The 21748-nt window shown below is 69.1% G+C and carries 21 protein-coding genes and 1 tRNA gene; 12 read left to right on the top strand and 10 right to left on the bottom strand.

From position 1 onward, the window contains the following. Positions 1-55 precede the first annotated feature (55 nt). From H4W80_RS55025 to H4W80_RS55000, 6 genes are all read left to right on the top strand, one after another. Positions 56-400: a PaaI family thioesterase gene (locus tag H4W80_RS55025; protein WP_192794325.1), complete on the top strand. Its 345-nt coding sequence runs from the start codon at positions 56-58 to the stop codon at positions 398-400. A 386-nt stretch (positions 401-786) separates the two neighbouring features. Continuing rightward, positions 787-2079: a branched-chain amino acid ABC transporter permease gene (locus tag H4W80_RS55020; protein WP_225964209.1), complete on the top strand. Its 1293-nt coding sequence runs from the start codon at positions 787-789 to the stop codon at positions 2077-2079. Positions 2080-2095: 16 nt separating this feature from the next. Further along, entirely contained in the window at positions 2096-3094 is a 999-nt protein-coding gene (locus H4W80_RS55015; protein WP_192792323.1) for a branched-chain amino acid ABC transporter permease, read from the top strand. Then, positions 3084-4022: an ABC transporter ATP-binding protein gene (locus H4W80_RS55010; protein ID WP_225964208.1), complete on the top strand. Its 939-nt coding sequence runs from the start codon at positions 3084-3086 to the stop codon at positions 4020-4022. Before H4W80_RS55015 ends, H4W80_RS55010 begins: the two co-directional genes overlap by 11 nt. Continuing rightward, positions 4019-4810 (top strand): ABC transporter ATP-binding protein, encoded by a 792-nt coding sequence (locus tag H4W80_RS55005; protein ID WP_192792322.1) that lies wholly within the window; start codon positions 4019-4021, stop codon positions 4808-4810. The genes H4W80_RS55010 and H4W80_RS55005 overlap by 4 nt, the downstream gene beginning before the upstream one ends. Positions 4811-4897: 87 nt before the next feature. Beyond that, positions 4898-5272 carry a hypothetical protein gene (locus tag H4W80_RS55000; RefSeq protein WP_192792321.1) on the top strand — a complete coding sequence of 125 codons (375 nt, stop codon included), beginning with the start codon at positions 4898-4900 and terminating at the stop codon, positions 5270-5272. A 99-nt stretch (positions 5273-5371) separates the two neighbouring features. Here H4W80_RS55000 and H4W80_RS54995 read toward each other — a convergent pair whose 3' ends face one another. After that, a complete protein-coding gene (locus tag H4W80_RS54995; RefSeq protein ID WP_192792320.1) occupies positions 5372-6673 on the bottom strand; it encodes an ABC transporter substrate-binding protein in 1302 nt (433 codons plus the stop codon). Between the two features lie 188 nt (positions 6674-6861). On the opposite strand from H4W80_RS54995, the gene H4W80_RS54990 reads away from it, so the two are divergent. Beyond that, the gene (locus H4W80_RS54990; RefSeq protein WP_192792319.1) at positions 6862-7704 is read left to right on the top strand and encodes a hypothetical protein; all 843 of its coding nucleotides are present in this window, start codon (positions 6862-6864) and stop codon (positions 7702-7704) included. A 7-nt stretch (positions 7705-7711) separates the two neighbouring features. Here the strand turns inward: H4W80_RS54990 and H4W80_RS54985 are convergent, their stop codons facing one another. The 3 genes from H4W80_RS54985 to H4W80_RS54975 all read right to left on the bottom strand — a co-directional run bounded on the left by H4W80_RS54985 (position 7712) and on the right by H4W80_RS54975 (position 11455). Further along, positions 7712-9016: an ABC transporter substrate-binding protein gene (locus H4W80_RS54985; protein WP_192792318.1), complete on the bottom strand. Its 1305-nt coding sequence runs from the start codon at positions 9014-9016 to the stop codon at positions 7712-7714. 228 nt (positions 9017-9244) lie between these two features. Beyond that, positions 9245-10717 carry an ABC transporter substrate-binding protein gene (locus H4W80_RS54980; RefSeq protein WP_225964207.1) on the bottom strand — a complete coding sequence of 491 codons (1473 nt, stop codon included), beginning with the start codon at positions 10715-10717 and terminating at the stop codon, positions 9245-9247. Between the two features lie 153 nt (positions 10718-10870). Then, positions 10871-11455 carry a response regulator gene (locus H4W80_RS54975; RefSeq protein WP_318787524.1) on the bottom strand — a complete coding sequence of 195 codons (585 nt, stop codon included), beginning with the start codon at positions 11453-11455 and terminating at the stop codon, positions 10871-10873. A gap of 96 nt (positions 11456-11551) precedes the next feature. On the opposite strand from H4W80_RS54975, the gene H4W80_RS54970 reads away from it, so the two are divergent. Both H4W80_RS54970 and H4W80_RS54965 read left to right on the top strand, forming a co-directional pair. Beyond that, positions 11552-11624: transfer RNA gene (locus tag H4W80_RS54970), tRNA-Leu, on the top strand. A gap of 64 nt (positions 11625-11688) precedes the next feature. Further along, positions 11689-12450, top strand: a complete 762-nt coding sequence (locus H4W80_RS54965; RefSeq protein ID WP_192792317.1) for a helix-turn-helix domain-containing protein — start codon at positions 11689-11691, stop codon at positions 12448-12450. A 4-nt stretch (positions 12451-12454) separates the two neighbouring features. Here the strand turns inward: H4W80_RS54965 and H4W80_RS54960 are convergent, their stop codons facing one another. Continuing rightward, the gene (locus H4W80_RS54960) at positions 12455-13201 is read right to left on the bottom strand and encodes an SDR family oxidoreductase (protein WP_225964206.1); all 747 of its coding nucleotides are present in this window, start codon (positions 13199-13201) and stop codon (positions 12455-12457) included. Between the two features lie 71 nt (positions 13202-13272). On the opposite strand from H4W80_RS54960, the gene H4W80_RS54955 reads away from it, so the two are divergent. Genes H4W80_RS54955 through dapD form a run of 3 tightly spaced genes read left to right on the top strand, consistent with a single transcriptional unit; the run spans position 13273 to position 15610 of the window. After that, a complete protein-coding gene (locus H4W80_RS54955; protein ID WP_192792316.1) occupies positions 13273-14277 on the top strand; it encodes a LysR family transcriptional regulator in 1005 nt (334 codons plus the stop codon). After that, positions 14201-14623 carry a pyridoxamine 5'-phosphate oxidase family protein gene (locus H4W80_RS54950; protein WP_192792315.1) on the top strand — a complete coding sequence of 141 codons (423 nt, stop codon included), beginning with the start codon at positions 14201-14203 and terminating at the stop codon, positions 14621-14623. Before H4W80_RS54955 ends, H4W80_RS54950 begins: the two co-directional genes overlap by 77 nt. Positions 14624-14647: 24 nt before the next feature. Then, the gene (dapD, locus tag H4W80_RS54945; protein ID WP_192792314.1) at positions 14648-15610 is read left to right on the top strand and encodes a 2,3,4,5-tetrahydropyridine-2,6-dicarboxylate N-succinyltransferase; all 963 of its coding nucleotides are present in this window, start codon (positions 14648-14650) and stop codon (positions 15608-15610) included. A 230-nt stretch (positions 15611-15840) separates the two neighbouring features. On the opposite strand, the gene pyk is transcribed toward dapD, so the two are convergent. From pyk to H4W80_RS54920, 5 genes are all read right to left on the bottom strand, one after another. Further along, positions 15841-17271 carry a pyruvate kinase gene (gene pyk, locus H4W80_RS54940; protein WP_192792313.1) on the bottom strand — a complete coding sequence of 477 codons (1431 nt, stop codon included), beginning with the start codon at positions 17269-17271 and terminating at the stop codon, positions 15841-15843. Positions 17272-17306: 35 nt separating this feature from the next. Continuing rightward, positions 17307-17657, bottom strand: coding sequence for a DUF2784 domain-containing protein (locus tag H4W80_RS54935; RefSeq protein ID WP_192792312.1), 351 nt, complete (start codon positions 17655-17657; stop codon positions 17307-17309). Beyond that, a complete protein-coding gene (locus H4W80_RS54930; protein WP_192792311.1) occupies positions 17654-19324 on the bottom strand; it encodes a S8 family peptidase in 1671 nt (556 codons plus the stop codon). The genes H4W80_RS54935 and H4W80_RS54930 overlap by 4 nt, the downstream gene beginning before the upstream one ends. 133 nt (positions 19325-19457) lie before the next feature. Then, entirely contained in the window at positions 19458-20918 is a 1461-nt protein-coding gene (locus H4W80_RS54925) for an MDR family MFS transporter (protein WP_192792310.1), read from the bottom strand. A gap of 140 nt (positions 20919-21058) precedes the next feature. Beyond that, positions 21059-21640, bottom strand: a complete 582-nt coding sequence (locus H4W80_RS54920; protein WP_192792309.1) for a TetR/AcrR family transcriptional regulator — start codon at positions 21638-21640, stop codon at positions 21059-21061. Between the last annotated feature and the right edge of the window lie 108 nt (positions 21641-21748).

The following is a 21748-nucleotide window of genomic DNA, read 5'->3' as shown; positions in this document are numbered from 1 at the left end:
CCCCCTGGACTTCTCGGTGCTCGGCGCCGTGCACGAGGGCACGCTGGCCGACCGCATGGGCATCGAGTTCCTCGAGGCCGGCCCCGAGCGGGTCGTGGGCCGCATGCCGGTCGCGGGCAACACCCAGCCCTACGGCCTGCTGCACGGCGGGGCCTCGGCGGTGCTGGCCGAGACGCTGGGCTCGGTGGCGGCCGCCATCCACGCGGGCCCCGAGCGCATCGCCGTGGGCATCGAGATCAACGCCACCCACCACCGCTCGGCGACCGCCGGGCACGTCACGGGCGTGGCGACCAGGCTGCACGGCGGCCGGACGCTGGCGACGTACGGCATCGAGATCACCGACGAGCAGGGGAAGCTCGTCTGCACCTCTCGTCTCACGTGCATGTTGCGCGACAGGTGAAACTCCTGTCCCTTTGCGCGCCGCGCCCGTGGCTCGATACGGTGGTCCGAACGCGAGCCCCGCGGGGCGGCCCAGTAGAAAACGTGTGCGGCCGGGGAAGCCCTACACGGTCCCAAAGGCCACCCGCGCGGGCTCGTCCACGTTTTGCGGCGATCGTTATGGATTCGTTCACCAAGCCGCCAGGCGTCTCCGGCCATTTAGCCCCTGACCTGGCTTGTTGTTTGCTCACATCAGCGACACACACATGTCACTAATTGGTGACGAACGATACTGAACCGGGCGACACCAGAATAAGCTCCCGCCACAGCATCCCAGTTGTGCCTGCGATGCGCGCGTGTCGAGATGGAGGGGCACAACCCCGCCTTGACCTACTTGAGGGAGCACCATTGCGCAGAGCCGTGATCGCGTTCACGGCCTTCCTGGGTGGACTCGTCTTCCTGCTGGCCAGCCCCGCTCACGCGGGGCCGGCCGACTGCCAGGGACTGAGGGGAACACTCAAACTCCAAGGCCAGCCAGTGAACGGCGCCAAAATCGCCGTGACCACCGAGAGCGGACAACCCGTTAAGGAGGTCACGAGCAACGCACAAGGCACTTGGGACGTTCAGGTCGACAAGGCCGGTAAGTACAAGGTCACCCTGGATGTCAGCAGCCTTCCGCAGAACGCGCAGGTGCGTGGCGGCAACAATGTCCGCACGCCGACCGTCTTCGAGGACAACTGCTCGACGGTCCTGTTCGCCCTCGAGGCCAAGGGCGCCCCTGGGCAGCAGCAGCAGGAGGAGGGCGGCGGCGAGAGCTCGTTCTGGACGACGGCCGCGCAGCTGACCTTCGAGGGCCTCAACCTCGGCCTGATCATCGCCCTGGCCGCGCTCGGTCTGTCGCTCATCTACGGCACGACCGGCCTGACCAACTTCGCCCACGGCGAGCTGGTCACGCTCGGCGCGATCCTCGCCTATGCGTTCAACGTGGGCTTCGGGCTCCATATCATCCCCGCCGCCATCATCGCGGTCGTGGTCGGCGGCCTCCTCGGCTACCTCCAGGACCGCCTGTTCTGGGGCCAGCTGCGCAGGCGCGGCACCGGCACCATCGCCATGATGATCATCTCGATCGGCGTGGCGCTCTTCCTGCGGTACGTGTTCCTGATCTTCTTCGGCGGCCAGAACGAGGCCTTCGCCCAGTACACCGCCCAGCCCGGCATCCAGGTCGGCCCCATCACGGCCGCCCCCAAGAACTTCGTCGCCATGGGCATCGAGCTCGCGGTCCTGATCATCGTCGGTCTGGCCCTGATGCGCACCCGCACCGGCAAGGCGGCCCGCGCCGTGGCCGACAACCCCGCGCTCGCGGCCTCGTCCGGCATCAACGTCGACCGGGTCATCCGGATCATCTGGACCGCGGGCGGCGCCATCGCCGCGCTCGCGGGCATCATGCTCGGCCTGTCGCAGAGCCTCAAATACACGATGGGCCAGGACATCCTGCTGCTCATCTTCGCCGGTGTGACGCTCGGCGGGCTCGGCACCGCGTTCGGCGCCCTGGTCGGCTCGCTGGTGGTGGGCCTGTTCATCCAGGTCTCCACCCTGTGGGTGCCGCCGGAGCTCAAGAGCGTAGGCGCGCTGGCCGTACTCATCATCGTGCTCCTCGTCCGGCCGCAGGGCATCCTGGGCCGCCGCGAGCGGATCGGCTGATCGGGGGAGGATCACAATGGACTGGATCACGATCATCAGCACCACCCTCAAGTCCGCCATCGGCGTGGACACGGTGCTGTACGCCCTCGCGGCCATCGGCATCAACATCCACTTCGGCTACACCGGCCTGCTCAACTTCGGCCAGGCCGCGTTCATGGGCGTGGCCGGCTACGGCCTGGCGGTCACCGTCACCGTGATGGGCCTGCCGTTCTGGATCGGCATCATCGTCGGCCTGGCCGCCGCCGTGCTGCTGGCGATCCTCATGGGCATCCCGACGCTGCAGCTGCGCGCCGACTACCTGGCCATCGTCACCATCGCGGCAGCCGAGATCATCAGGCTCGTCTTCCGCTCGGTGGCCTTCAAGTCGGTCTTCGGCGGCTCCGACGGGCAGCGCGGCTTCTCCGACGGCTTCTACGCCCTCAACCCGTTCCCCGAGGGGGACTACGGCTTCAACCTCGGCCCGGTGCCGATCTTCTTCAACAACCGGGTCCTGTGGGTGCTGGTCGTCGGCTGGGCGCTGATCGCCATCTGCTGCGGCATCGTCTACCTGCTCATGAAGAGCCCGTGGGGCCGCGTGCTCAAGGCCATCCGCGAGGACGAGGACGCCGTGCGCAGCCTCGGCAAGAGCGTCTTCTCGTACAAGATGCAGTCGCTCATCCTGGGCGGCGTCATCGGCTCGCTCGGCGGCTTCATCTACGGCCTGGCCTTCGCCTCCGTGCAGCCGGACGTCTTCGGCACCGAGACGACCTTCTACGTCTACACCATGGTCATCCTCGGCGGCGCGGCCCGGGTGCTCGGCCCGGTCGTCGGCTCGATGATCTTCTGGGTGCTGCTGGTCTTCATCTACGGCGTGCTCACCGAGGCGGTCGGCGCCGGGTACATCACGTTCATGGACACCAACCAGGTGGGCGCTTTCCGCTACATCATCGTGGGTCTCGGCCTCATCCTGTTGCTCGTCTTCCGGCCACAGGGCGTCTTCGGTGACAAGAGGGAGATAGCAATCGATGCACGCTGAAACTACTACCACCGAGCGCAAGGCGGCCGCCCTGGCGGCGTTCAAGGACCTGGCGCGCGATCCCGGCGTGCCCAAGCCCGACCCCATCCTCGTGGTGGACAACGTGGTGCGCCGCTTCGGCGGCCTCACCGCGGTCGAGGTCGGCCACGTCGAGATCCAGCGCGGCTCCATCACCGCGCTGATCGGCCCCAACGGCGCCGGCAAGACCACGTTCTTCAACCAGCTCACCGGGTTCGACACGGCCGACTCCGGCTCGTGGACGTTCAACGGCAAGACCATGAACGGCGTGCCCGCGCACAAGGTGGCCCGCGCCGGCATGGTGCGCACGTTCCAGCTCACCAAGGCGCTGTCCCGGCTGACGGTCATGGAGAACATGCGCCTGGGTGCCCAGCAGCAGAAGGGCGAGAGCTTCTTCCGCGCGCTCGTGCCGAGCCTGTGGCGCGGCCAGGAGGACGAGATCACGGTGCGGGCCGAGGAGCTGCTGGAGCGGTTCAAGCTCGCCGCCAAGCGCGACGACTTCGCCGGATCCCTGTCGGGCGGTCAGCGCAAGCTGCTGGAGATGGCCCGCGCGCTCATGGTCCAGCCCGAGCTGGTCATGCTCGACGAGCCCATGGCCGGGGTCAACCCGGCGCTGACGCAGTCGCTGCTCGGCCACGTCAAGGACCTGCGCGAGCAGGGCATGACGGTGCTGTTCGTGGAGCACGACATGGACATGGTCCGCGACATCAGCGACTGGGTGATCGTCATGGCGCAGGGCGCGGTCATCGCCGAGGGCCCGCCCTCGACGATCATGTCCGACGAGCGCGTGATCGACGCCTACCTGGGCGCCCACCACGACGCGCCGCTCTCGGAGACCGAGCTCGCGGCCCAGCTCCACGAGGCCGAGGCGGCGCTGGAGGCCGAGATCGAAGAGGAGACGCAGAAGTGACCGTCCCTGAGCCGGCCCAGTCGAAGGCGGCCGTCACCGACCGCAGCGACCACCTGGCGGGCGCCGAGGACGCCGTGCTGAGGTGCGACGAGCTGATCGCCGGCTACCTGCCGGGCGTCAACATCCTCAACGGCTCCGACCTCTACGTCAAAGAGGGCGAGCTGATCGGCATCATCGGCCCCAACGGCGCCGGCAAGTCGACGCTGCTCAAGGCCATGTTCGGGCTGGTCACCATCCGCAGCGGCACCGTGCTGCTCAAGGGTGAGGACATCACGAACATGAAGGCGCACTCGCTGGTCGCCCGCGGCGTCGGCTACGTGCCGCAGACCAACAACGTCTTCCCCAGCCTCACCATCGAGGAGAACCTCGAGATGGGCGCCTTCCAGGTGCCGGGGAAGTTCAAGGAGCGCTTCGAGTTCGTGACCGAGCTCTTCCCCGCCCTCAAGGAGCGGCGCAAGCAGCGCGCCGGCTCCCTGTCCGGCGGTGAGCGGCAGATGGTCGCGATGGCCAGGGCCCTCATGACCGAGCCGTCCGTGCTCCTGCTCGACGAGCCGTCGGCCGGCCTGTCGCCCAAGCTGCAGGACCTGGTGTTCATCCAGGCCCAGCAGATCAACAAGGCGGGCGTGACGGTGATCATGGTGGAGCAGAACGCGCGGCGCTGCCTGCAGATCTGCCACCGCGGCTACGTCCTCGACCAGGGCCGCAACGCCTACACCGGCACCGGGCGGCAGCTCGCCAACGACCCCAAGGTCATCGAGCTGTACCTCGGCACGCTGGCCAAGGCGTAAGACGACAGAGAACGGCGGAGGGGCTCCCCTGGGCCCCTCCGCCGTTCTTTAATGTGCGGTGTGAAACGTTTGGCGACAGTCGCGCTCATGCTTCCCGTCCTGCTCGTCGGCTGCCAGGGCAACGCCTCGTCGGCGTCCAAATACAGCACCGGCGGCGATCCCACCGACAGCCCCTGCGCCCGCGTGGTCTCGGCCATCGGGTACGCCGGCCTCATGCTCGAACCGAAGGGGCAGGAGGACCGGCAACACTTCGAGGACGCCGTGATCGGCCGCCTGGCGGAGCTGCGCGGGATCACGCTGGAGTTCGGCGACCGGCTGCCCGACTCGCTGCAGGGCGCCGTACAGACGATCAAGACCACGACCGCCGGGCTGTCCAGGAACGACGTGCCCCGGCAGCGGCAGGTGGCGCTGCTCAAGCAGTACCGCGTGGCCGCCGACCAGATCGTGGCGGGCTGCCGGTAACGACGAGAAGGGCCCGGCCGTGACGGCCGGGCCCTTCCGTGTGAGGCGGCTCCGTGTGAGGCGGCTCAGTGTGAGGCGGCTCAGTGTGAGGCTGCGGTACTAGCCCGCGATGTTGCCGGTGCGGTACTCGAGCGCCTTGGTGGCGTACTTGTTGTTGGCGCCGTACTGGTAGATGCCGATCGTGGCCACCGCCGGGTCACCGGCCTCGTTGAACTCGACCGGGCCGCTGACGCCCTCGTAGTCGATGTCCTTGCCGGCCTTCAGCAGGTCCACGCACTCCTTGAAGCTCTTGCACTTCTCGCCGCCCTTGCTCACCTCGGCGAGCTTGGCCGCGATGTCCGTGCCGGCGTCGCTCTTGGCGGCCTCGGCGGCCAGCGCGATCAGGTTGGCGGCGTCGTAGGACTCGGGGGCGTAGCTGAAGTCCTGGAGCTTGGGGTTGATGGCCAGGAGCTTCTTCTCGAACTCCTCCGGGGCCGCGGCGCCCGGGATCGTGCCCTTGACGCCCTCGAGCGTGCCCTTGGGCATCTTCACGTAGTTCGTGTTGGACGTGTTGCCGTCCACCATGTACCACTTGTGCTTGTCGGCGGGCAGGCCCTGCTTGACCAGCTCGGCCACGACCTTCGCGGTCTCCTCGAACCCGATCAGCACGATGCCCTTGGGGTTCTTGGCCTTGATCTTGGCCACGTCCGCGGAGAAGTCGGCCGCCTTCGGGTCGTAGTCGACGCGCTCGACGACCTCGCCACCGCCGTCGGTGACCGTCTTCTGCACCTGGTCGGCCAGACCCGTGCCGTAGGAGTCCTGCATGGCCAGGATGCCCACCGTGTCGTTGCCGTCGGCCACCACGAGGTCACCCAGCACGCGGCCCTGCAGCTTGTCGGGCGGCGAGGTACGGAAGTACAGGCCCTTGTCGTTGATCGTGGTGAACTTGTCGGAGGTGTTGGCCGGCGAGAACTGGATCACGCCCGCACCGGTGATCTTGTCGATCACCGACTCCGACACCGACGACGACGCGGCGCCGATGATGGCGTCGGCCTTCTGCGCCAGCAGCTTGTCCACCGACTGGGAGGCAATGTTGGTGGTGGTGTCACCCGAGTCGGTGTCGTACTTGGTGATCGGCTTGCCGAGCACGCCACCGGCCTCGTTGATCTCCTTGACGGCGGCGTCGACTCCCGCGATCTCGGGCGGGCCGAGGAAGGCCAGCGAACCGGTCTGGGGCAGCAGGGTGCCGATGGTGAGAGTGCCATCGCCCTTCGCCGCGGCGGGCGCCGACGACGACGGCGCGGCGGCAGACTCAGACGTCTGCGTGGCGGTGTTGCCGCCGCCACCGCCGCAGGCTGTCAGGGCGAGGCTGGTGGCAGCCACGACAGCCAGCGCCCGCCCCACGGGAGCAATGCGGATCATGAAGTGTCTCCTTCATTTCCAGGCCGGGATCGGTCAGCACCGCCGAGCGTTCCCGAACGAATGCAGGAAACGTATAAAACTGCTGCGTGCTCCAACCAGATGCACTGGGGAACTGTCGGCACTTGGATGCGGAGTCGTAATCAGTCCTCAACTTACGGACCTGGGCAAGCGCGCTTAATCTGCATCGAGTGAAGCGCTTTACGGTCCCCCTCGCCATGGTGCTCCTCCTCGCCGGTTGCGGCGCCTCCGGACGGCCTTCGCCGCCGTCCGCGACGCCCCCGGCGGGCGTATCCGTCTCACTGGCGCAATGGCGTTCGGACGAGCCCGTGCACGCGCTGGAGGTGGCCGTCCGCAATACCACGGACACACCGGTCTATTTCGCCGACGTCCAGCTCGTCACGCCCTCATTCAAAACCCTGCCGGCGCAAAGGACCGACGCCACCCTCAAGAAGACCGAGCGGACGGACCTGCGCATCACGTACGGGCCCGCCAACTGCCTGCCCCAGGGGCTGCCCGAGGTCCAGCCGGCCACGGTCGTGGCGCACGTCAGCACCGGCTCCGAGCCGCCGCGCAAGGTGGTCTTCACCGTCCCCCACCCCGACCCGCTGCTGGCCAGGCTGCTGCGCGACGAGTGCTCGGAGTTCCTGATCAAGGAGGCGGCGGACATCGAGTTCGGCCCGGAGTGGAAGGACGACGGCAAGGCCATGCGGGGCAACCTGGTGATCACCCGGCGCGGGAACGGCGCCGTCACCGTCGCCGACATGGGCGGGACCACCCACTTCATCGTCACGCCCGAGCACCGGCCCCTGGGCGTGCTGGCCGCCGGCCGGCAGCGGCTGGAGGTGCCGATCGCGCTCACCCCCGGCCGCTGCGACCCCCACGCGTTCGCCGAGGCCAAGAAGGCCTTCCTGTTCCCCGTGCGGGCCAGCATCGACGGGGGTCAGGAGCGCGTGGTCATCGTGGTGCCGCCCAAGCCGCTGCAGGACCGCCTCATCCCCTGGGCGATGAAGACGTGCGGCCTGGGTGGTTGACGAGGGGTCAGCCCTCGATCTTGCCGGTGCGGTACTCCAGCGCCTTGCCGGGGTACTTGTTGTCGTCGCCGTACTGGTAGACGCCGATCGTGGCCACCGCCGGGTCACCGGCGTCGTTGAACTCGACCGGGCCGCTGAGGCCGTCGTAGTCGATGTCCTTGCCGGCCTTGAGCAGGTCGACGCACTCCTTGAAGCTCTTGCACTTCTCGCCGCCCTTGCTCACCTCGGGCAGCTTGGCGGCGATGGACGCGCCGGAGTCGTCCTTGGCCGCCTCGGCGGCGAGGGCGATCAGGTTCGCCGCGTCGTACGACTCGGCCGCGTACGTGAAGTCGCTCAGCTTGGGGCTGAGCTCGACGAGCTTCTTCCTGAACTCCTCGGGCGCCTCGGCGCCCGGGATGGTGCCCTTGACGCCCTTGAGCGTGCCCTTGGGCATCTTCTGGTAGTTGGTGTTCGACATGTTGCCGTCCACCATGTACCACTTGTACTTGTCCGTCGTCAGGCCCTGCTTGACCAGCTCGGCCACGACCTTGGCACCCTCCTCGAAACCGATCAGCACGATCGCCTTCGGGTTCTTCGCCTTGATCTTGGCCACGTCGGCGGAGAAGTCTGCCGACTTCGGGTCGTAGTCGACCCGCTCCACGACGCTGGCGCCGGCCTCCTCGGCGGTCTTGGTGACCTGGTCGGCCAGGCCGGAGCCGTAGGAGTCCTGCATGGCCAGGATGCCGATGGTGTCGTTGCCGTCGGCGGCGATCAGGTCGCCGAGCACGCGGCCCTGGAGCTTGTCCGGCGGCGCCGTACGGAAGTACAGGCCCTTGTCGTTGATCGTGGTGAACTTGTCGGAGGTGTTGGCCGGCGAGAACTGCACCACGCCCGCACCCGTGACCTTGTCGATGATCGACTCCGACACCGACGACGACGCGGCGCCGATGATGGCGTCGGCCTTCTGCGCCAGCAGCTTGTCCACCGACTGCGAGGCGATGTTCGTGCTCGTGTCACCCGAGTCCGTGTGGATCTTGGTGATCGGCTTGCCGAGCACGCCGCCGGCCTCGTTGATCTCCTTGACGGCCTGGTCCACGCCGGCGAACTCGGGCGGGCCGAGGAAGGCCAGCGAGCCCGTCTGCGGCAGCACGGTGCCGAGGGTCAGCGTGCCGTCGCCCTTCGCCGCGGGAGCCGAGGAGGCCGCCGTGGACGGGGCCGCCGACTCGGACTGCTTCGCGGCCGTGTCGCCACCGCCACCGCCACAGGCCGTCAGAGCCAGGCTCGCGGCGGCCGCGACGGCCAGCACGCGCCCCGTTGGAGCAATGCGGATCATAAAAGAGACTCCCCCTATCTCAACGAAGGAACGATCACCTTCGCTGGGTTTTCCGAGCTCAGCATGCCTGTCCGAACAGGTGATGGGGAGTTCTTACGCGGCTTTTATGCGGATTCGTAATGTCACAAACACTGATAGTAATGATGTGTTTCGTGTGAGTTACGGTCACGTCGGAGCAACACACCCCAGACCCGGAAATTTCCGGATCTGGGGTGTAATGGGTGCCTCTCAGCCGGCGATGTTCCCCTGGCGATATTCGACCGCCTTCGCCGCGTCGAACTTGTTGTCCGCTCCGTACCGGTAGACCCCGATCGTCGCCACCGACGGGTCGCCCACCTCGTTGAAGTCGACCGGCCCGCTGACACCCTCGTAGTCGATGTCCTTACCGGCCTTCAACAGGTCCACGCACTCCTTGAAACCGGTGCACTTCTCCCCGCCCTTGCTCACCTCGGCGAGCTTGGCCGCGATGGCCGCCCCCGAATCGTCCTTGGCCACCTCCGCCGCCAGCGCGATCAGCGTCACCGCGTCGTACGACTCCGCCGCGTACGTGAACTCGGTCAGCCCGGGATTGACCGCCAGCAGCTTCTTCTGGAACGCCTCGGGAGCCGCCGCTCCCGGCAGCGTGCCCTTGACACCGTCCAGCGTGCCCTTCGGGGCCCTGACGAAGTTGGTGTTCGACATGTTGCCGTCCACCATGTACCACTTGTACTTGTCCGCCGTCAGCCCCTGCTTGACCAGCTCCGCCACGACCTTCGCCGTCTCCTCGAACCCGATCAGCACGATGCCCTTGGGGTTCTTGGCCTTGATCCTGGCCACGTCCGCGGAGAAGTCTGCCGCCTTCGGGTCGTAGTCCACCCGCTCCACGACCTCGCCACCGCCGTCGGTGACCGTCTTCTCCACCTGATCGGCCAGACCCGTGCCGTACGAGTCCTGCATGGCCAGGATGCCCACCGTGTCGTTGCCGTCGGCCACCACGAGGTCACCCAGCACCCGGCCCTGCAGCTTGTCCGGCGGCGCCGTACGGAAGTAGAGCCCCCGATCATTGATCGTGGTGAACTTGTCCGACGTGTTCGCCGGCGAGAACTGCACGACCCCCGCCCGGGTGATCTTGTCGATGATCGACTCCGACACCGACGACGACGCCGCGCCCACGATCGCGTCCACCTTCTGCGCCAGCAGCTTGTCGGCCGACTGGGAGGCGATGTTCGTCGTGGTGTCACCCGAGTCGGTGTCGTACTTGGTGACCGGCTTGCCCAGCACCCCGCCGGCCTCGTTCACCTCCTTGAGCGCCAGGTTCACGCCCGTGAACATGGGCGGTCCCAGATACGCGAGCGAACCCGTCTGCGGCAGCACCGTGCCGATGGTCAGCGTGCCGTCCCCCTTCTTCGCGACCGCGGCCGAGGAGGGCGGCGCCGAGGCGGACCCGGCGGGAGCGGCGGTCGTGCCCCCACCCGAACACGCGACCAGCACCAGACACGCCGCCATGACGGCGACCGGCAAACGGGCGGCGGCGACCACCGGCACGCGGCTCGCCATGACGGCGACCCGTAAGCGGGCGATGCCGAGCACCGGTAGGCGAATCGCCGAGGCGACGACCGGTAAGCAGGCGGCAGCCGGTACCGGTACGCGGGTCGCGGCGGCGGCCGGCACCGGTATGCGGGTCGCGGTGGCGGCGGCCGGCGCGCGGGAAATACGGATCATCGAAAGCGTCTCCGTTCGAGATGAGCGGACCTTCCATCCGCCCATCAGTTACGCGCCGGGACACCTCCCACGAAAAGCACTCGAAGCCGGTTGGATGCCCACTCGTGACCACACCACAACCCACCGGCCCAAAAGACTTGATATAGGCGTTTTTCAGCCCCGCTCGGCCGCGTCGTCTATAACGATCTGAGCAACCTCACGCATGCTCAACCGCCGATCCATCGACGCCTTCTGGATCCACCTGAACGCCTGCGGCTCACTCCAGCCGTGCTGCGTCATCAGCTGACCCTTGGCCCGCTCCACCAGCTTCCTGGTCTCCAGCCGCTCCGACAGGCTCGACACCTCGGCCGCCAGCGCCACCATCTCCTCGTGCCTGCTGACCGCCATCTCGATCGCCGGCACCAGATCCGCCTTCGTGAACGGCTTGACCAGATAGGCCATCGCCCCCGCGTCCCTGGCCCGCTCGACCAGGTCACGCTGGGAGAACGCGGTCAGGATCAGGCACGGCGCGATCCGCTCGGCCACGATCCGCTCGGCCGCCGAGATGCCGTCGAGCACGGGCATCTTCACGTCCAGGATCACGAGGTCCGGCTTCAGCTCGGCGGCCAGCCGGATCGCCTGCTCACCGTCCCCGGCCTCGCCCACGACGACGTAGCCGTCCTCCTGGAGCATCTCCTTGAGGTCGAGGCGGATCAGGGCCTCGTCTTCCGCGATCACTACTCGCCGCTGCGTACTCACGAGCAGAAGAGTACCGATGTCCGGTAGATTAGATCCACGCTGGTGGTCAGCAGGCGATCTAGCTCGACACTAGGATGCATCACAAAACCCCCAAATGCCCCGGTATTCCAACGGCAGAGAAGATGGCCTCAAAATCCATTCAGTGTGGGTTCGAATCCCACCCGGGGCACTGATCAACCGCCCGGCCCTCCAGGCCGGGCGGTTTTGTCGCACCCGGCTGCGACACTCTCCGCATGCATGCTCTCGCCATCCGTGACGAAGCGCTCCGCCTGCTCGCCTCGGGCCTCAGCCTCAGCGAGACCAGCCGCCAGACCGGCGTCAGCCTCAACACCATCCGCCGCTGGCGCGCCGGCCCGGCGGCCGACTCCCCTGTGACCCGCACCTGTGTCCGGTGCGCATCACGTGCCCACGCCCCTGCGCCCGCCGACAGCTATGCCCACCTCCTGGGGCTCTATCTCGGCGACGGTCACATCGTGGCATGCCGCAAGGGCGTCTACCTGCTCTCCATCTACTGCGATAACCACTGGCCCGGTCTCATCGAAGAAGCAGCCACCACAATGGCCCAGGTGATGCCGACCTCAGTGGTCAGCCGCCGTCACCGCAACGGCTGCACCGAAGTCAAGAGCCTCTCCAAGCACTGGCCGCACCTGTTCCCCCAGCACGGCCCCGGCAAGAAGCATGAGCGCGCCATCGTCCTCGAGCCGTGGCAGCGGGAGATCGTCTCGGCGCATCCCGGCCGTTTCGTCAGGGGCCTCATCCACTCCGACGGCTGGCGTGGGACCAACCGGGTCCGCCGCGACCTGCCCAGCGGCGTCCGCTGGTACGAATATCCTCGCTACCACTTCAAGAACGAGTCCTCCGACATCCTCGCCCTCTGCGGCGAGGCGCTCGATCTGCTCGGCGTGGCCTGGCGGTTCAACAACCGCAACGAGCTCTCGGTCGCCCGGCGGGAGGCGGTGGAGTTACTCGATCTTCACGTCGGCCCGAAATACTGACCGGTCACCAGGGCACGATCCCGGCGTCGTCGTAGAAGCCGCCGGTCGGGCCGTCGGGGCCGAGGGTGGCCAGCCGGATGATGACGGCGGCCCCGTCCGCGGCGGTGCGCGTGACCTGGTAGGGCAGGTCCTTGGTGAGGTCGGTGGCGCAGGCGCCGGGGGCGGCGGCGTTGACGAGGATGCCGTCCTCGCGCAGTTCCTTGGCGTACTGGACGGTCAGGGAGTTGAGCGCGGTCTTGGACACGGGATAGGTGGCCGAGGGCGGCAGGGCCGACATGTAGTGGGCGGGGTCGGTGTGGTGGGCGAGGGAGCCGACGCCGCTGGAGACGTTCACGATGCGGGCCGCCGGTGAGCGTCTGAGCAGGGGGAGCATGGCGTTGGTGACCATGAGGACGCCGACGACGTTCGTCTCGAACACCTCCCGGAGGGTCCGCGGGGACATGGCGCTGGGCGGGTCGCCCATGGGGCCCGCGATGCCGGCGTTGTTGACCAGCACGTCGAGGCGGGTCAGCGTGGCGGCGGCGGCGTCGATCGTGGCCGGGTCGGTGACGTCCAGCACGACGGGGCGCACGTCGCCGCCCTCGGCGCGCAGGCGGGCGGCGGCCTCCTGCCCGCGGGCCCGGTCGCGGGAGCCGAGCAGCACGGTCATGCCGGTGCGCGCGAGTCCCGCGGCGACCTCGTATCCGATGCCTTTGTTCGCCCCGGTCACCAGGGCCGTGGTCTTGTTCGTCATGTCGGTCATGTCGGTCATGCCGGGAAGCACACCATCGCCGGCCGTTCCGGGGCCAACACCGGGTGGGTCATGGGCCATACCCTGTGGGTATGGAAACGCGCGAGCTGGCCTATTTCGCCGCCGTCGCGGAGGAGCTGCACTTCGGGCGGGCCGCCGAGCGGCTGGGCATGGCGCAGCCGCCGCTGTCGAGGGCGATCCAGAAGCTGGAGCGGCGGCTCGGGGTGACGTTGTTCGACCGGTCGGGGCGGCGGATCGCGCTGACTCCGGCGGGTGAGGTGCTGGCCACGGAGGCGGCCAAGGTCCTGGACGCGGTGGCCGCCGCGACGGTGCGCACGCAGCGGGCGGGGCGCGCCGTGCCCCGGCTGGTGGTGGCGATGAAGGCGGGCGGCGACGGCGGTCTGCTGTCGGAGATCCTCGCCGCCTATCGCGACCTGCCGGACGCCGTCGAGGTGGACCTGGTCCTGTGCGCGGTGACGGAGCGGGCGCGGATGCTGCGTGACGGCACGGCCGACGTGGCGTTCCTGCACAGCCCGTACGAGGATCTGACGGGTTTCGACAGCGAGCCGCTCAGGGAGGAGGGCAGCGTGGCGATCGTGCGGCCCGGGCACCGGCTGGCGGCGCGGTCCTCCGTGCGCCTGGCCGAGCTGGAGGACGATCCGACGCCGTGCTGGCCGGGCCGGCATTCCGACCTGCACGATCCCTCCATGCTGATGCAGTTGGTGGCGTTGGGGCGGTTGATCGCGGTGGTCCCGGAGTCGGTGCGGGATCAGCTGCGGCGGGATCTGGTGTGCGTGCCGGTGCTCGACGGCCCGCCGACGACGGTGGTGCTGGCCTGGCCGGAGGGGGCGCGGTCGCGGGCGCTGGCGGCGTTCGTCCGCACGGCGACGACGGTCGCGGCCCGGCACTGCTCCGCCGCGAACGGGGATCACCTGGGCAAAGGCGCGATTGAGGAGCTTTCGGGATCGCTCCCACCGGGAATAGCCGTCTCACGATCGATGCAGACGGGGGTGGGGCGGCATGCCGTTGAGTGTGGCGGCGAGGGAGGCGTTCCTGGCGGAGCCGCACATCGCGAGCCTGGCGGTGGAGACGGGTGACGGGCGCGCCCCGCTGATCGTGCCCGTCTGGTACGACTACGTCCCCGGCGGCGAGATCCGCTTCCTGACGGACGGCGGCTCGCGCAAGGCCAAGCTGATCGCGAAGGCGACCAGGTTCTCGATGCTGGTGCAGCGGGTCAGCCCGACCTACCGGTACGTGTCCGTCGAAGGGCCCGTCGTGCGCTCCGGCCCCACGACGCTGGAGGACCTGACGCGCATCTCCTGCCGCTACCTGCCGCCCGACGCGGTGGAGGGTTACGTGCAGGGCTCGGACCTGCACGTGCTCATGACGTTCCGGATGCGACCCGAGCATTGGCTCTCCGCAGACCTGGGCGCCCTCGGCTGATCCGGAAACGGTATTTTTGGGCCCGTGACTGCTATCGATCCCACCTCGACCGGCGCGTTCGGCGTCGGCCTCGCGACCATCGCCGCCGACGGCACCGTACTCGACACCTGGTTCCCCGCCCCCGAGCTGGGCGACGCGCCCGCGACGGGCACCGAGCGGCTCTCCGCCGGCGAGGCCGGTGAGCTGGCCGAGCTGACGGGTCCCGACGCGGCGCGGGGCGTGGAGGTGGTGGCGGTGCGCACCGGCATCGCCAAGCTCTCCGAGGCGCCCGTGGACGCCCACGACGTCTACCTGCGGCTGCACCTGCTGTCCGCCCGCCTTGTCAGGCCGCACGGGGTCAACCTGGACGGCATCTTCGGCCTGCTCGCCAACGTCGCGTGGACCAATTTCGGCCCGTGCCCGGTGCCGGACTTCGAGCGGACGCGCCTGCGGCTGCGGGCGAGGGGCGCGGTGACGGTGTACGGGGTGGACAAGTTCCCGCGGATGGTGGACTACGTGCTGCCTTCCGGCGTGCGGATCGCCGACGCGGACCGGGTGCGCCTGGGCGCCCACCTGGCGAGCGGCACCACGGTCATGCACGAGGGCTTCGTGAACTTCAACGCCGGCACCCTGGGCGCCTCCATGGTCGAGGGCCGTATCTCGGCCGGCGTGGTCGTCGGCGACGGCTCCGACGTGGGCGGCGGCGCCTCGATCATGGGGACGCTGTCCGGCGGCGGCAAGCAGGTCATCTCGATCGGTGAGCGCTGCCTGCTCGGCGCCAACGCGGGCGTCGGCATCTCGCTGGGGGACGACTGCGTGGTGGAGGCCGGTCTGTACGTGACGGCGGGCACGAAGGTCGCGCTCCCGGACGGCACGGTGGTGAAGGCCGCCGAGCTGTCGGGCTCGAACGGGGTCCTGCTGCGCCGCAACTCGCAGTCGGGCGCGGTGGAGGCGGTGCCGCGCACGGGGGGCGGCATCGAGCTGAACGCCGCCCTGCACGCCAACTGACATCCTGACCGGCCCCACGGGCGGCGCCCAGCCATCAGCGCCGCCCGCCCCTGCCCAGGGCGCCGTTCGAAGGGACGCACCCGCCCTGGGGCAAGGCGCGGCCACGGAGGTGGCTCACGGCGCGCCGTTGCGGCGGCGCGCCGGTGAGGCGGGTAAGCGTCTCCCTGGAGGGCCCTCAGCCACGCTCGGCGGGTGGTGCCCACCGTGCGCAGCCGTAAAAGATCTGAAGGTCAGTGCGCGTGGGAGACCGCCGAGCCGATGGTGTGGACGCGCAGGGCGTTGGTGGAGCCCGGGGTGCCGGGAGGCGAGCCGGCCACGATGACCACCTTGTCGCCCTTCTCCAGCCGCCCGGACGACAGCAGCGAAGCCTCCACCTGCCGCACCATGTCGTCGGTGTGGTGCACGAACGGCACGTGGAACGTCTCCACCCCCCACGTCACCGACAGCTGCCCCCGCACGTGCGGCGACGAGGTGAAGGCCAGCAGCGGGATCGGCGAGCGGTAGCGGGCCAGGCGGCGCGCCGTCTCCCCCGACATCGTGAACGCCACCAGGGCCTTGGCCCCGACCACGGCCCCCACCTCGGCCGCCGCCCGCGCGATGGCGCCGCCGGTGGTCTCCGGCATGCGCTCCAGCTTGTGGGTGGCGTGCAGGGACGTCTCCTCGGCGGCGCAGGCGATGCGGTCCATCGTGGAGACGGACTCGATCGGGTAGTTGCCGACCGACGTCTCGCCCGACAGCATGACCGCGTCGGCGCCGTCCATGACCGCGTAGGCCACGTCGGAGGCCTCGGCGCGGGTGGGCCGGGGGGCGTTCATCATCGAGTCGAGCATCTGGGTGGCCACGATGACCGGGTGGGCCTTCTCGCGGCACAGCTCGATGATGCGCCGCTGGACGATCGGCACCTGCTCCAGCGGCAGCTCGACGCCCAGGTCGCCGCGGGCGACCATGATGCCGTCGAAGGCGTCGACGATCTCGGGGAGGCGGTCGACGGCCTGCGGCTTCTCGATCTTGGCGATCAGCGGCAGGCGTACGGCCTCCTGCTCCATGATGTTGCGCACCACGTCGGCGTCGGACGGGCGGCGGACGAAGGACAGGGCGATCATGTCGAAGCCGGTGCGCAGCGCCCAGCGCAGGTCGGCCTCGTCCTTGTCGGTCAGGGCGGGGGCGCTGACGTTGACGCCGGGCAGGTTGAGGCCCTTGTTGTCGGAGATCATGCCGCCGATGACGACACGGGTGGTGATGCGCTCCTCATCGACGCGGGTGGCCTCGAGCACGAGGCGGCCGTCGTCGACGAGGATCGTGTCACCGGGGCGCACGTCCTTCGGCAGCCCCTTGTAGGTGGTGGAGACCTGCTCGCGGTCGCCCGGGACGTCTTCGGTGGTGATGGTGAAGACGTCGCCGAAGCCCAGCCTGACGGGGCCCTCCTCGAACGTGCCGACACGGATCTTGGGGCCCTGCAGGTCGGCGAGCACGCCTACACCGCGGCCGAGGTCGGCCGCCACCTCCCTGACCCGGTCGTAGACCTCTCTGTGCATGTCATGATTGCCATGGCTGAGGTTGAACCGTGCCACGTCCATGCCTGCGGCGATCAGCTCGCGGAGGCGTTCTTTGGAGGAGGTGGCGGGGCCTAGGGTGCAGACGATTTTCGCGCGACGAGTCACGAGTCCTACCTTAATTGGTACAGACCACTTGGCAGTCACTGACGACGCAGAACGTAGCCTACGTAAGAGAACAGAACGAGAACGGCGACCCCCAGACGCACCAAGTTCGTGTACTGCTCCGGGTAGATGACGCCCTCGATGTAGTTGTCGATGAATCCGCCGCGGGGCAGTTCGGCCAGCCCCGCGTTGCGGCGTCCCCAGTCCTCGAGCACGGTGAGCGGGCACTCGACGCCGGTCGCGATCGACAGCAGGCCCCAGCCGACCACGGCCAGGTGCGCCCAGATCGTACGCCGCCAGCGCCACGCGAGGAACCCGCCCACGGCCAGGTAGGCCAGGAACGCGAAGTGCACCACCATCGCGGCGTCCGCGATGATGCGATACATCATGGTTCGACGGTAGCCGCTTTCCATGCGTCCACGACACCGTGCCCGAAGAAGCCGTTGTCCGCCTCGTCCCCCTCGCAGACCTGGGTGATGTCCTGGCCGTAGGCCTTGTACACGTACTCGCGGGGCGCGGGGCAGGCCTTGGGGGTGGCGGTCTTGTAGAGCAGGTCCTCGACGGTGGCCGGGGCGAGTTCGAGGCCGCCCTTGCCGGGTTTGCCGAAGCGGCTGATGAGGATGGCGGCGACTCCCGTGGCGTGGGGGGCGGCCATGGAGGTGCCGTCGAGGTACTGGTAGTAGGCGCAGGTGGCGCCCTTGCAGTCCTTGACGACGTCGGCGCCCTTGGGCTCGCCCTTCGCGTCGATCCGCCCGGCGGCCCGCAGCACGTGCTCGGGCGCGGCGCCCAGGATCGAGCGGGTGGCCTTGGCGCCCTTGCCGTCCAGCGCGTCGCCGCCGGGCGCGGACACGTCGGCCTGCTCGACGCCGTAGTCGCTGTAGATCGCCTTGCGGCCGGAGGGGCCGAGCCCGGCGACGGAGATGACGCCGGCGGACTCGGCGGGCACGTTGACGCAGGAGTTGTCGACCTGGCGGTCCTTCTTCTCGCCGACCGGGTAGCCGGGGCTCTCCTTGTCGACCTTGGGGTGGCCGAGGTCGGTGGAGCCGTTGCCGAGGGCGGAGATGAGGGTGACGCCGCGCTGGCGGGCGTAGTCGAGCGCCCGCTGCATGCCGGTGATGATGCCCGCCTGTTCGAGCTGTTCCTTCCTGGAGTCGGCCTTGTTGTTCGTGCAGTTGAACAGCCAGGGGTCGACGTAGTAGCTCATGTTCACGACGTCCACGCCGATGTCGCCGGCGTAGGTGAGCGCGTCGAGGCTGGGCTTGAGGAAGAAGAAGCCGGAGTCCTGGCCGGCCCTGATGTTCACGATCTGGACGCCGGGGGCTACGCCGGCGATGCCGATGCCGTTGATCGGGGCGGCGATCGTGCTGGCCACGTGGGTGCCGTGGCCGTCGTCGTCCTCGTCCACGGGGTCCTTGCAGCTGCTGACCTCGCAGGGGCCGTCGAGCGTCTCGCCGGCCTCGTCCTTGGGCTTGTCGGTGACGAAGTTGCGGCTGAGCTCGCGGTTGAAGTTGGGGGCGATGTCGGGGTGCTTGCCGTCCACGCCGGTGTCGATGACGCCGACCAGCACCTGCTTGCTGCCGGGCGCCTTGGCGTTGGCGCGGTCGGCGCCGATCATCCGCATGTCCCACTGGCGGCCGGCGAGCGGCTCTCCCGAGCCGCTCCTGGTGAGCGCTCCCGCGTCGGGGAAGGCCGCCGCCTGGCCCTTGGCTCCTCCGGTACGGCGGGCGGCGCGGGCGGCATCGGGTTCGGCGAAGCCGATGCTGCGGTCCGGGGACACCCCGACGACGGACCCGTCGGAGCCCACGTTCTCGACGAACCTGCCGCCGCCGCCCGTGGCCGTCAGGTAGCCGAGCTTGGCGTCGTTCGCGAGCGTGGCGCCGCCGGCGCGTTCGACGGCCTCCTGCGCCTGGCGCTGCCCGCCCTGGGTGTAGAAGACGAGGTATTCGGGGCCTTGGGGGATGGCGGCGCGGCGGGGGTCCTGCGATGTGACAGGCGAGCAGGCGGCCATCGCGACCACCGTGGCCAGCGCCGTCAAGCCAGAGGCGACTCGCCGCATTCTTCCCCCATCCACCCAGTGCCGCAGATTCTGCATCTTCCCGACACTTACCAGGTGATGCAACTTACTGAGGAAATTTCGGCCTATAGGTGTCTGAGCGGACCCCAGGTACGGGATCCGCTCAGCACCGGGCTCAGGCCCGTACGCCGGGCTCCGGGGCCGGCTCCTGCGCGACCGGCTCGGACGGGGCCTGGTCGGTCAGGCGTACGTCCCTCAGGAACGCCAGCAGCACCGCGGCCGCCAGCAGGATCGGCCCGACCCACGCGAACACCCCGCTGATGGCGTCGGAGAAGGCGAGCTGCGTGGCGTGCCGCGCGGCCTCGGGCAGCGCCTGGACGGCCTCGGGCGTGAGCGAGGCCTGTCCCGGCGCGAGCCTGCCGCTGAAGACGCCGCCCAGCACCGCCACACCGACCGCTCCGCCGACGCCCCGGGCGAAGGTGACGGCCGAGGTCGCCGCGCCCCGGTCCGCCGCCGCGGCGGTGGTCTGCACGACCAGCAGCACGTTCTGCATGACCATGCCGAGCCCGGCCCCGAAGAGCGCCATGTACGTGCCGGAGACGAACCCGCCGGTCCCGAGGTCCATGGTGGAGAACAGGAGCCCGGCGACCCCGGCGAGCGCCGTCCCCGCGACCATGAACCACTTGAACCGGCCGAACCGGTGCACGAACTGCCCCGTCAGCGTCGACGAGACGACCATCCCGGCCATCATCGGGAGCAGCAGCAGCCCCGAGTCCGCCGCGCTCGCCCCCGTGGCCAGCTGCAGGAACACGGGCAGGAAGGTGGCCGCGCCGAGCATCGCGGTGGCCATGAGCACGACGGAGGCCACCGGGATCGTGAACGTCCGGTCGCGGAACAGCCGCAGCGGCAGCACCGGCTCGGCCGCCGTCCGCTCCACCAGCACGAACAGCACGGCCAGCAGCACCGCGCCGCCGCCGAGCCCGACGACGACCGGCGAGGACCAGGCGTAGAGGGTGCCGCCCCACGAGGCGAACAGCGTCAGGCAGGTCAGCAGCCCGGAGATGAGCGCGGCGCCGAGCCAGTCGATGCGGTGCGGGGAGACGCGCCTGGGCAGCTTCAGCACGGCGAACGCCACGGCCAGCGCGATCACGCCGAGCGGCAGGTTGATGTAGAAGATCCAGCGCCAGGAGACGTGCTGGGTGAGGTAGCCGCCGAGGATCGGCCCGGCGATCGAGGCCAGCGTGAAGACCCCGCCGAAGATGCCCTGGTACCTGGCCCGTTCGCGGGGCGTGACCAGGTCGCCGGCGATGGTCATGGTGAGCACCATGAGACCGCCCGCCCCGATGCCCTGGAAGGCCCGGAAGGCGATGAGCTGGCCCATCGACTGCGCGAGCCCGCACAGGGCCGAGCCGAGGACGAACAGGACGATGGCCGACAGGTAGAGGTTCTTGCGGCCGTACATGTCGCTGAGCTTGCCGTAGAGGGGCGTGGCGATGCCCGACGTCAGGGCGAACGCGGTGACCAGCCACGACAGGCTCTCCAGGCCGTGCAGCTCGCCCACGATGGTCGGCATGGCGGTCGCCACGACGGTCTGGTCGACGGCGGCCAGGAACATGGTGAGCATGAGTGAGCCCATGCTCACCCAGAGTGAGCGCCGCGGTGCGGCCTCGGGTGTGGTTGTGGATAGCATTGGTCGTCTCCTTGCTTCTTTCGCGAGGGCAGGAGTGATCGGCGGCGATCGGGGGTGCCACCCCGGTCGCCGCTTTCCCTATGGGGTCAGAGTCCGTTCTCCAGCAGCGTGAACGCCTCTTCGAGCAGGTCCTCCACCGAGCCGCCGCAGGCCGTCGCCTCCTGGATCGCCGAGATGGCCGCGCCGAACGACGCCACGATGAGCAGCCTGGCGTGCATGGGGCTGGTGACGCCCGGACGGCTCCTGACGGCCTCGAAGAGCGTTTCCATGATCTTCGTCTCGTCGGCCGCCCTGGACCTGGCGGCCAGTTCGGGGTGGCGCTTGCGCAGCTCCATGAACGGCTCCAGGTCCGCCCAGATCCGCTGGCTCCGGACGGAGAAGGTCCGCATCACCGTTTTGAGCGACTGGAAGGCGGGCTCGTCGGCGGGCCGTTCCGTGAGCATGCCGACGAGCTCCTCGGGGTGCCACAGCGGCTCCATGACGAGCGCCTCCTCCTTGGAGGCGAAGTAGTTGAAGAAGGTGCGCGGCGAGATGTCGGCCGCCGCGCTGATCGCCTCCACGGTCGCGGCCTCGATCCCCTCGTCGAGCGCGAGCTTCACCGCGGCCACCCTGATGGCCTGCCGCTTCTCGGCCCGCCGACGGTCTCGACGCTGCTGTGGACTCTCCATGTCTTGCACTGTACGCAACCTTTGCACACTCTGCAAGGCTTGCAGAGTGTGCAATTCCTCGGACATGCCGAAGGCGCCCGCCGTACGGGCGGGCGCCTCAGGAGACGG

The sequence above is a fragment of the Nonomuraea angiospora genome (assembly GCF_014873145.1).
Lineage (GTDB): Bacteria > Actinomycetota > Actinomycetes > Streptosporangiales > Streptosporangiaceae > Nonomuraea > Nonomuraea angiospora.
Note: the sequence above shows the minus strand (reverse complement) of the source record. Positions and strands in the feature narration are given on the sequence as shown.

Excerpts from the sequence above, each read along its gene's own strand:
- H4W80_RS54995 (WP_192792320.1), bottom strand. The coding sequence starts at position 6,673 with ATGATCCGCATTGCTCCCGTGGGGCGGGCGCTGGCTGTCGTGGCTGCC.
- H4W80_RS55025 (WP_192794325.1), top strand. The coding sequence starts at position 56 with ATGGGCATCGAGTTCCTCGAGGCCGGCCCCGAGCGGGTCGTGGGCCGC.
- H4W80_RS54920 (WP_192792309.1), bottom strand. The coding sequence starts at position 21,640 with ATGGAGAGTCCACAGCAGCGTCGAGACCGTCGGCGGGCCGAGAAGCGG.
- H4W80_RS54960 (WP_225964206.1), bottom strand. The coding sequence starts at position 13,201 with ATGACCGACATGACCGACATGACGAACAAGACCACGGCCCTGGTGACC.
- H4W80_RS54980 (WP_225964207.1), bottom strand. The coding sequence starts at position 10,717 with ATGATCCGTATTTCCCGCGCGCCGGCCGCCGCCACCGCGACCCGCATA.
- H4W80_RS54965 (WP_192792317.1), top strand. The coding sequence starts at position 11,689 with ATGCATGCTCTCGCCATCCGTGACGAAGCGCTCCGCCTGCTCGCCTCG.
- H4W80_RS54935 (WP_192792312.1), bottom strand. The coding sequence starts at position 17,657 with ATGATGTATCGCATCATCGCGGACGCCGCGATGGTGGTGCACTTCGCG.
- H4W80_RS54930 (WP_192792311.1), bottom strand. The coding sequence starts at position 19,324 with ATGCGGCGAGTCGCCTCTGGCTTGACGGCGCTGGCCACGGTGGTCGCG.
- H4W80_RS54925 (WP_192792310.1), bottom strand. The coding sequence starts at position 20,918 with ATGGGCTCACTCATGCTCACCATGTTCCTGGCCGCCGTCGACCAGACC.
- H4W80_RS54955 (WP_192792316.1), top strand. The coding sequence starts at position 13,273 with ATGGAAACGCGCGAGCTGGCCTATTTCGCCGCCGTCGCGGAGGAGCTG.
- H4W80_RS54985 (WP_192792318.1), bottom strand. The coding sequence starts at position 9,016 with ATGATCCGCATTGCTCCAACGGGGCGCGTGCTGGCCGTCGCGGCCGCC.
- H4W80_RS55015 (WP_192792323.1), top strand. The coding sequence starts at position 2,096 with ATGGACTGGATCACGATCATCAGCACCACCCTCAAGTCCGCCATCGGC.
- H4W80_RS55000 (WP_192792321.1), top strand. The coding sequence starts at position 4,898 with ATGCTTCCCGTCCTGCTCGTCGGCTGCCAGGGCAACGCCTCGTCGGCG.
- H4W80_RS55010 (WP_225964208.1), top strand. The coding sequence starts at position 3,084 with ATGCACGCTGAAACTACTACCACCGAGCGCAAGGCGGCCGCCCTGGCG.
- H4W80_RS54950 (WP_192792315.1), top strand. The coding sequence starts at position 14,201 with ATGCCGTTGAGTGTGGCGGCGAGGGAGGCGTTCCTGGCGGAGCCGCAC.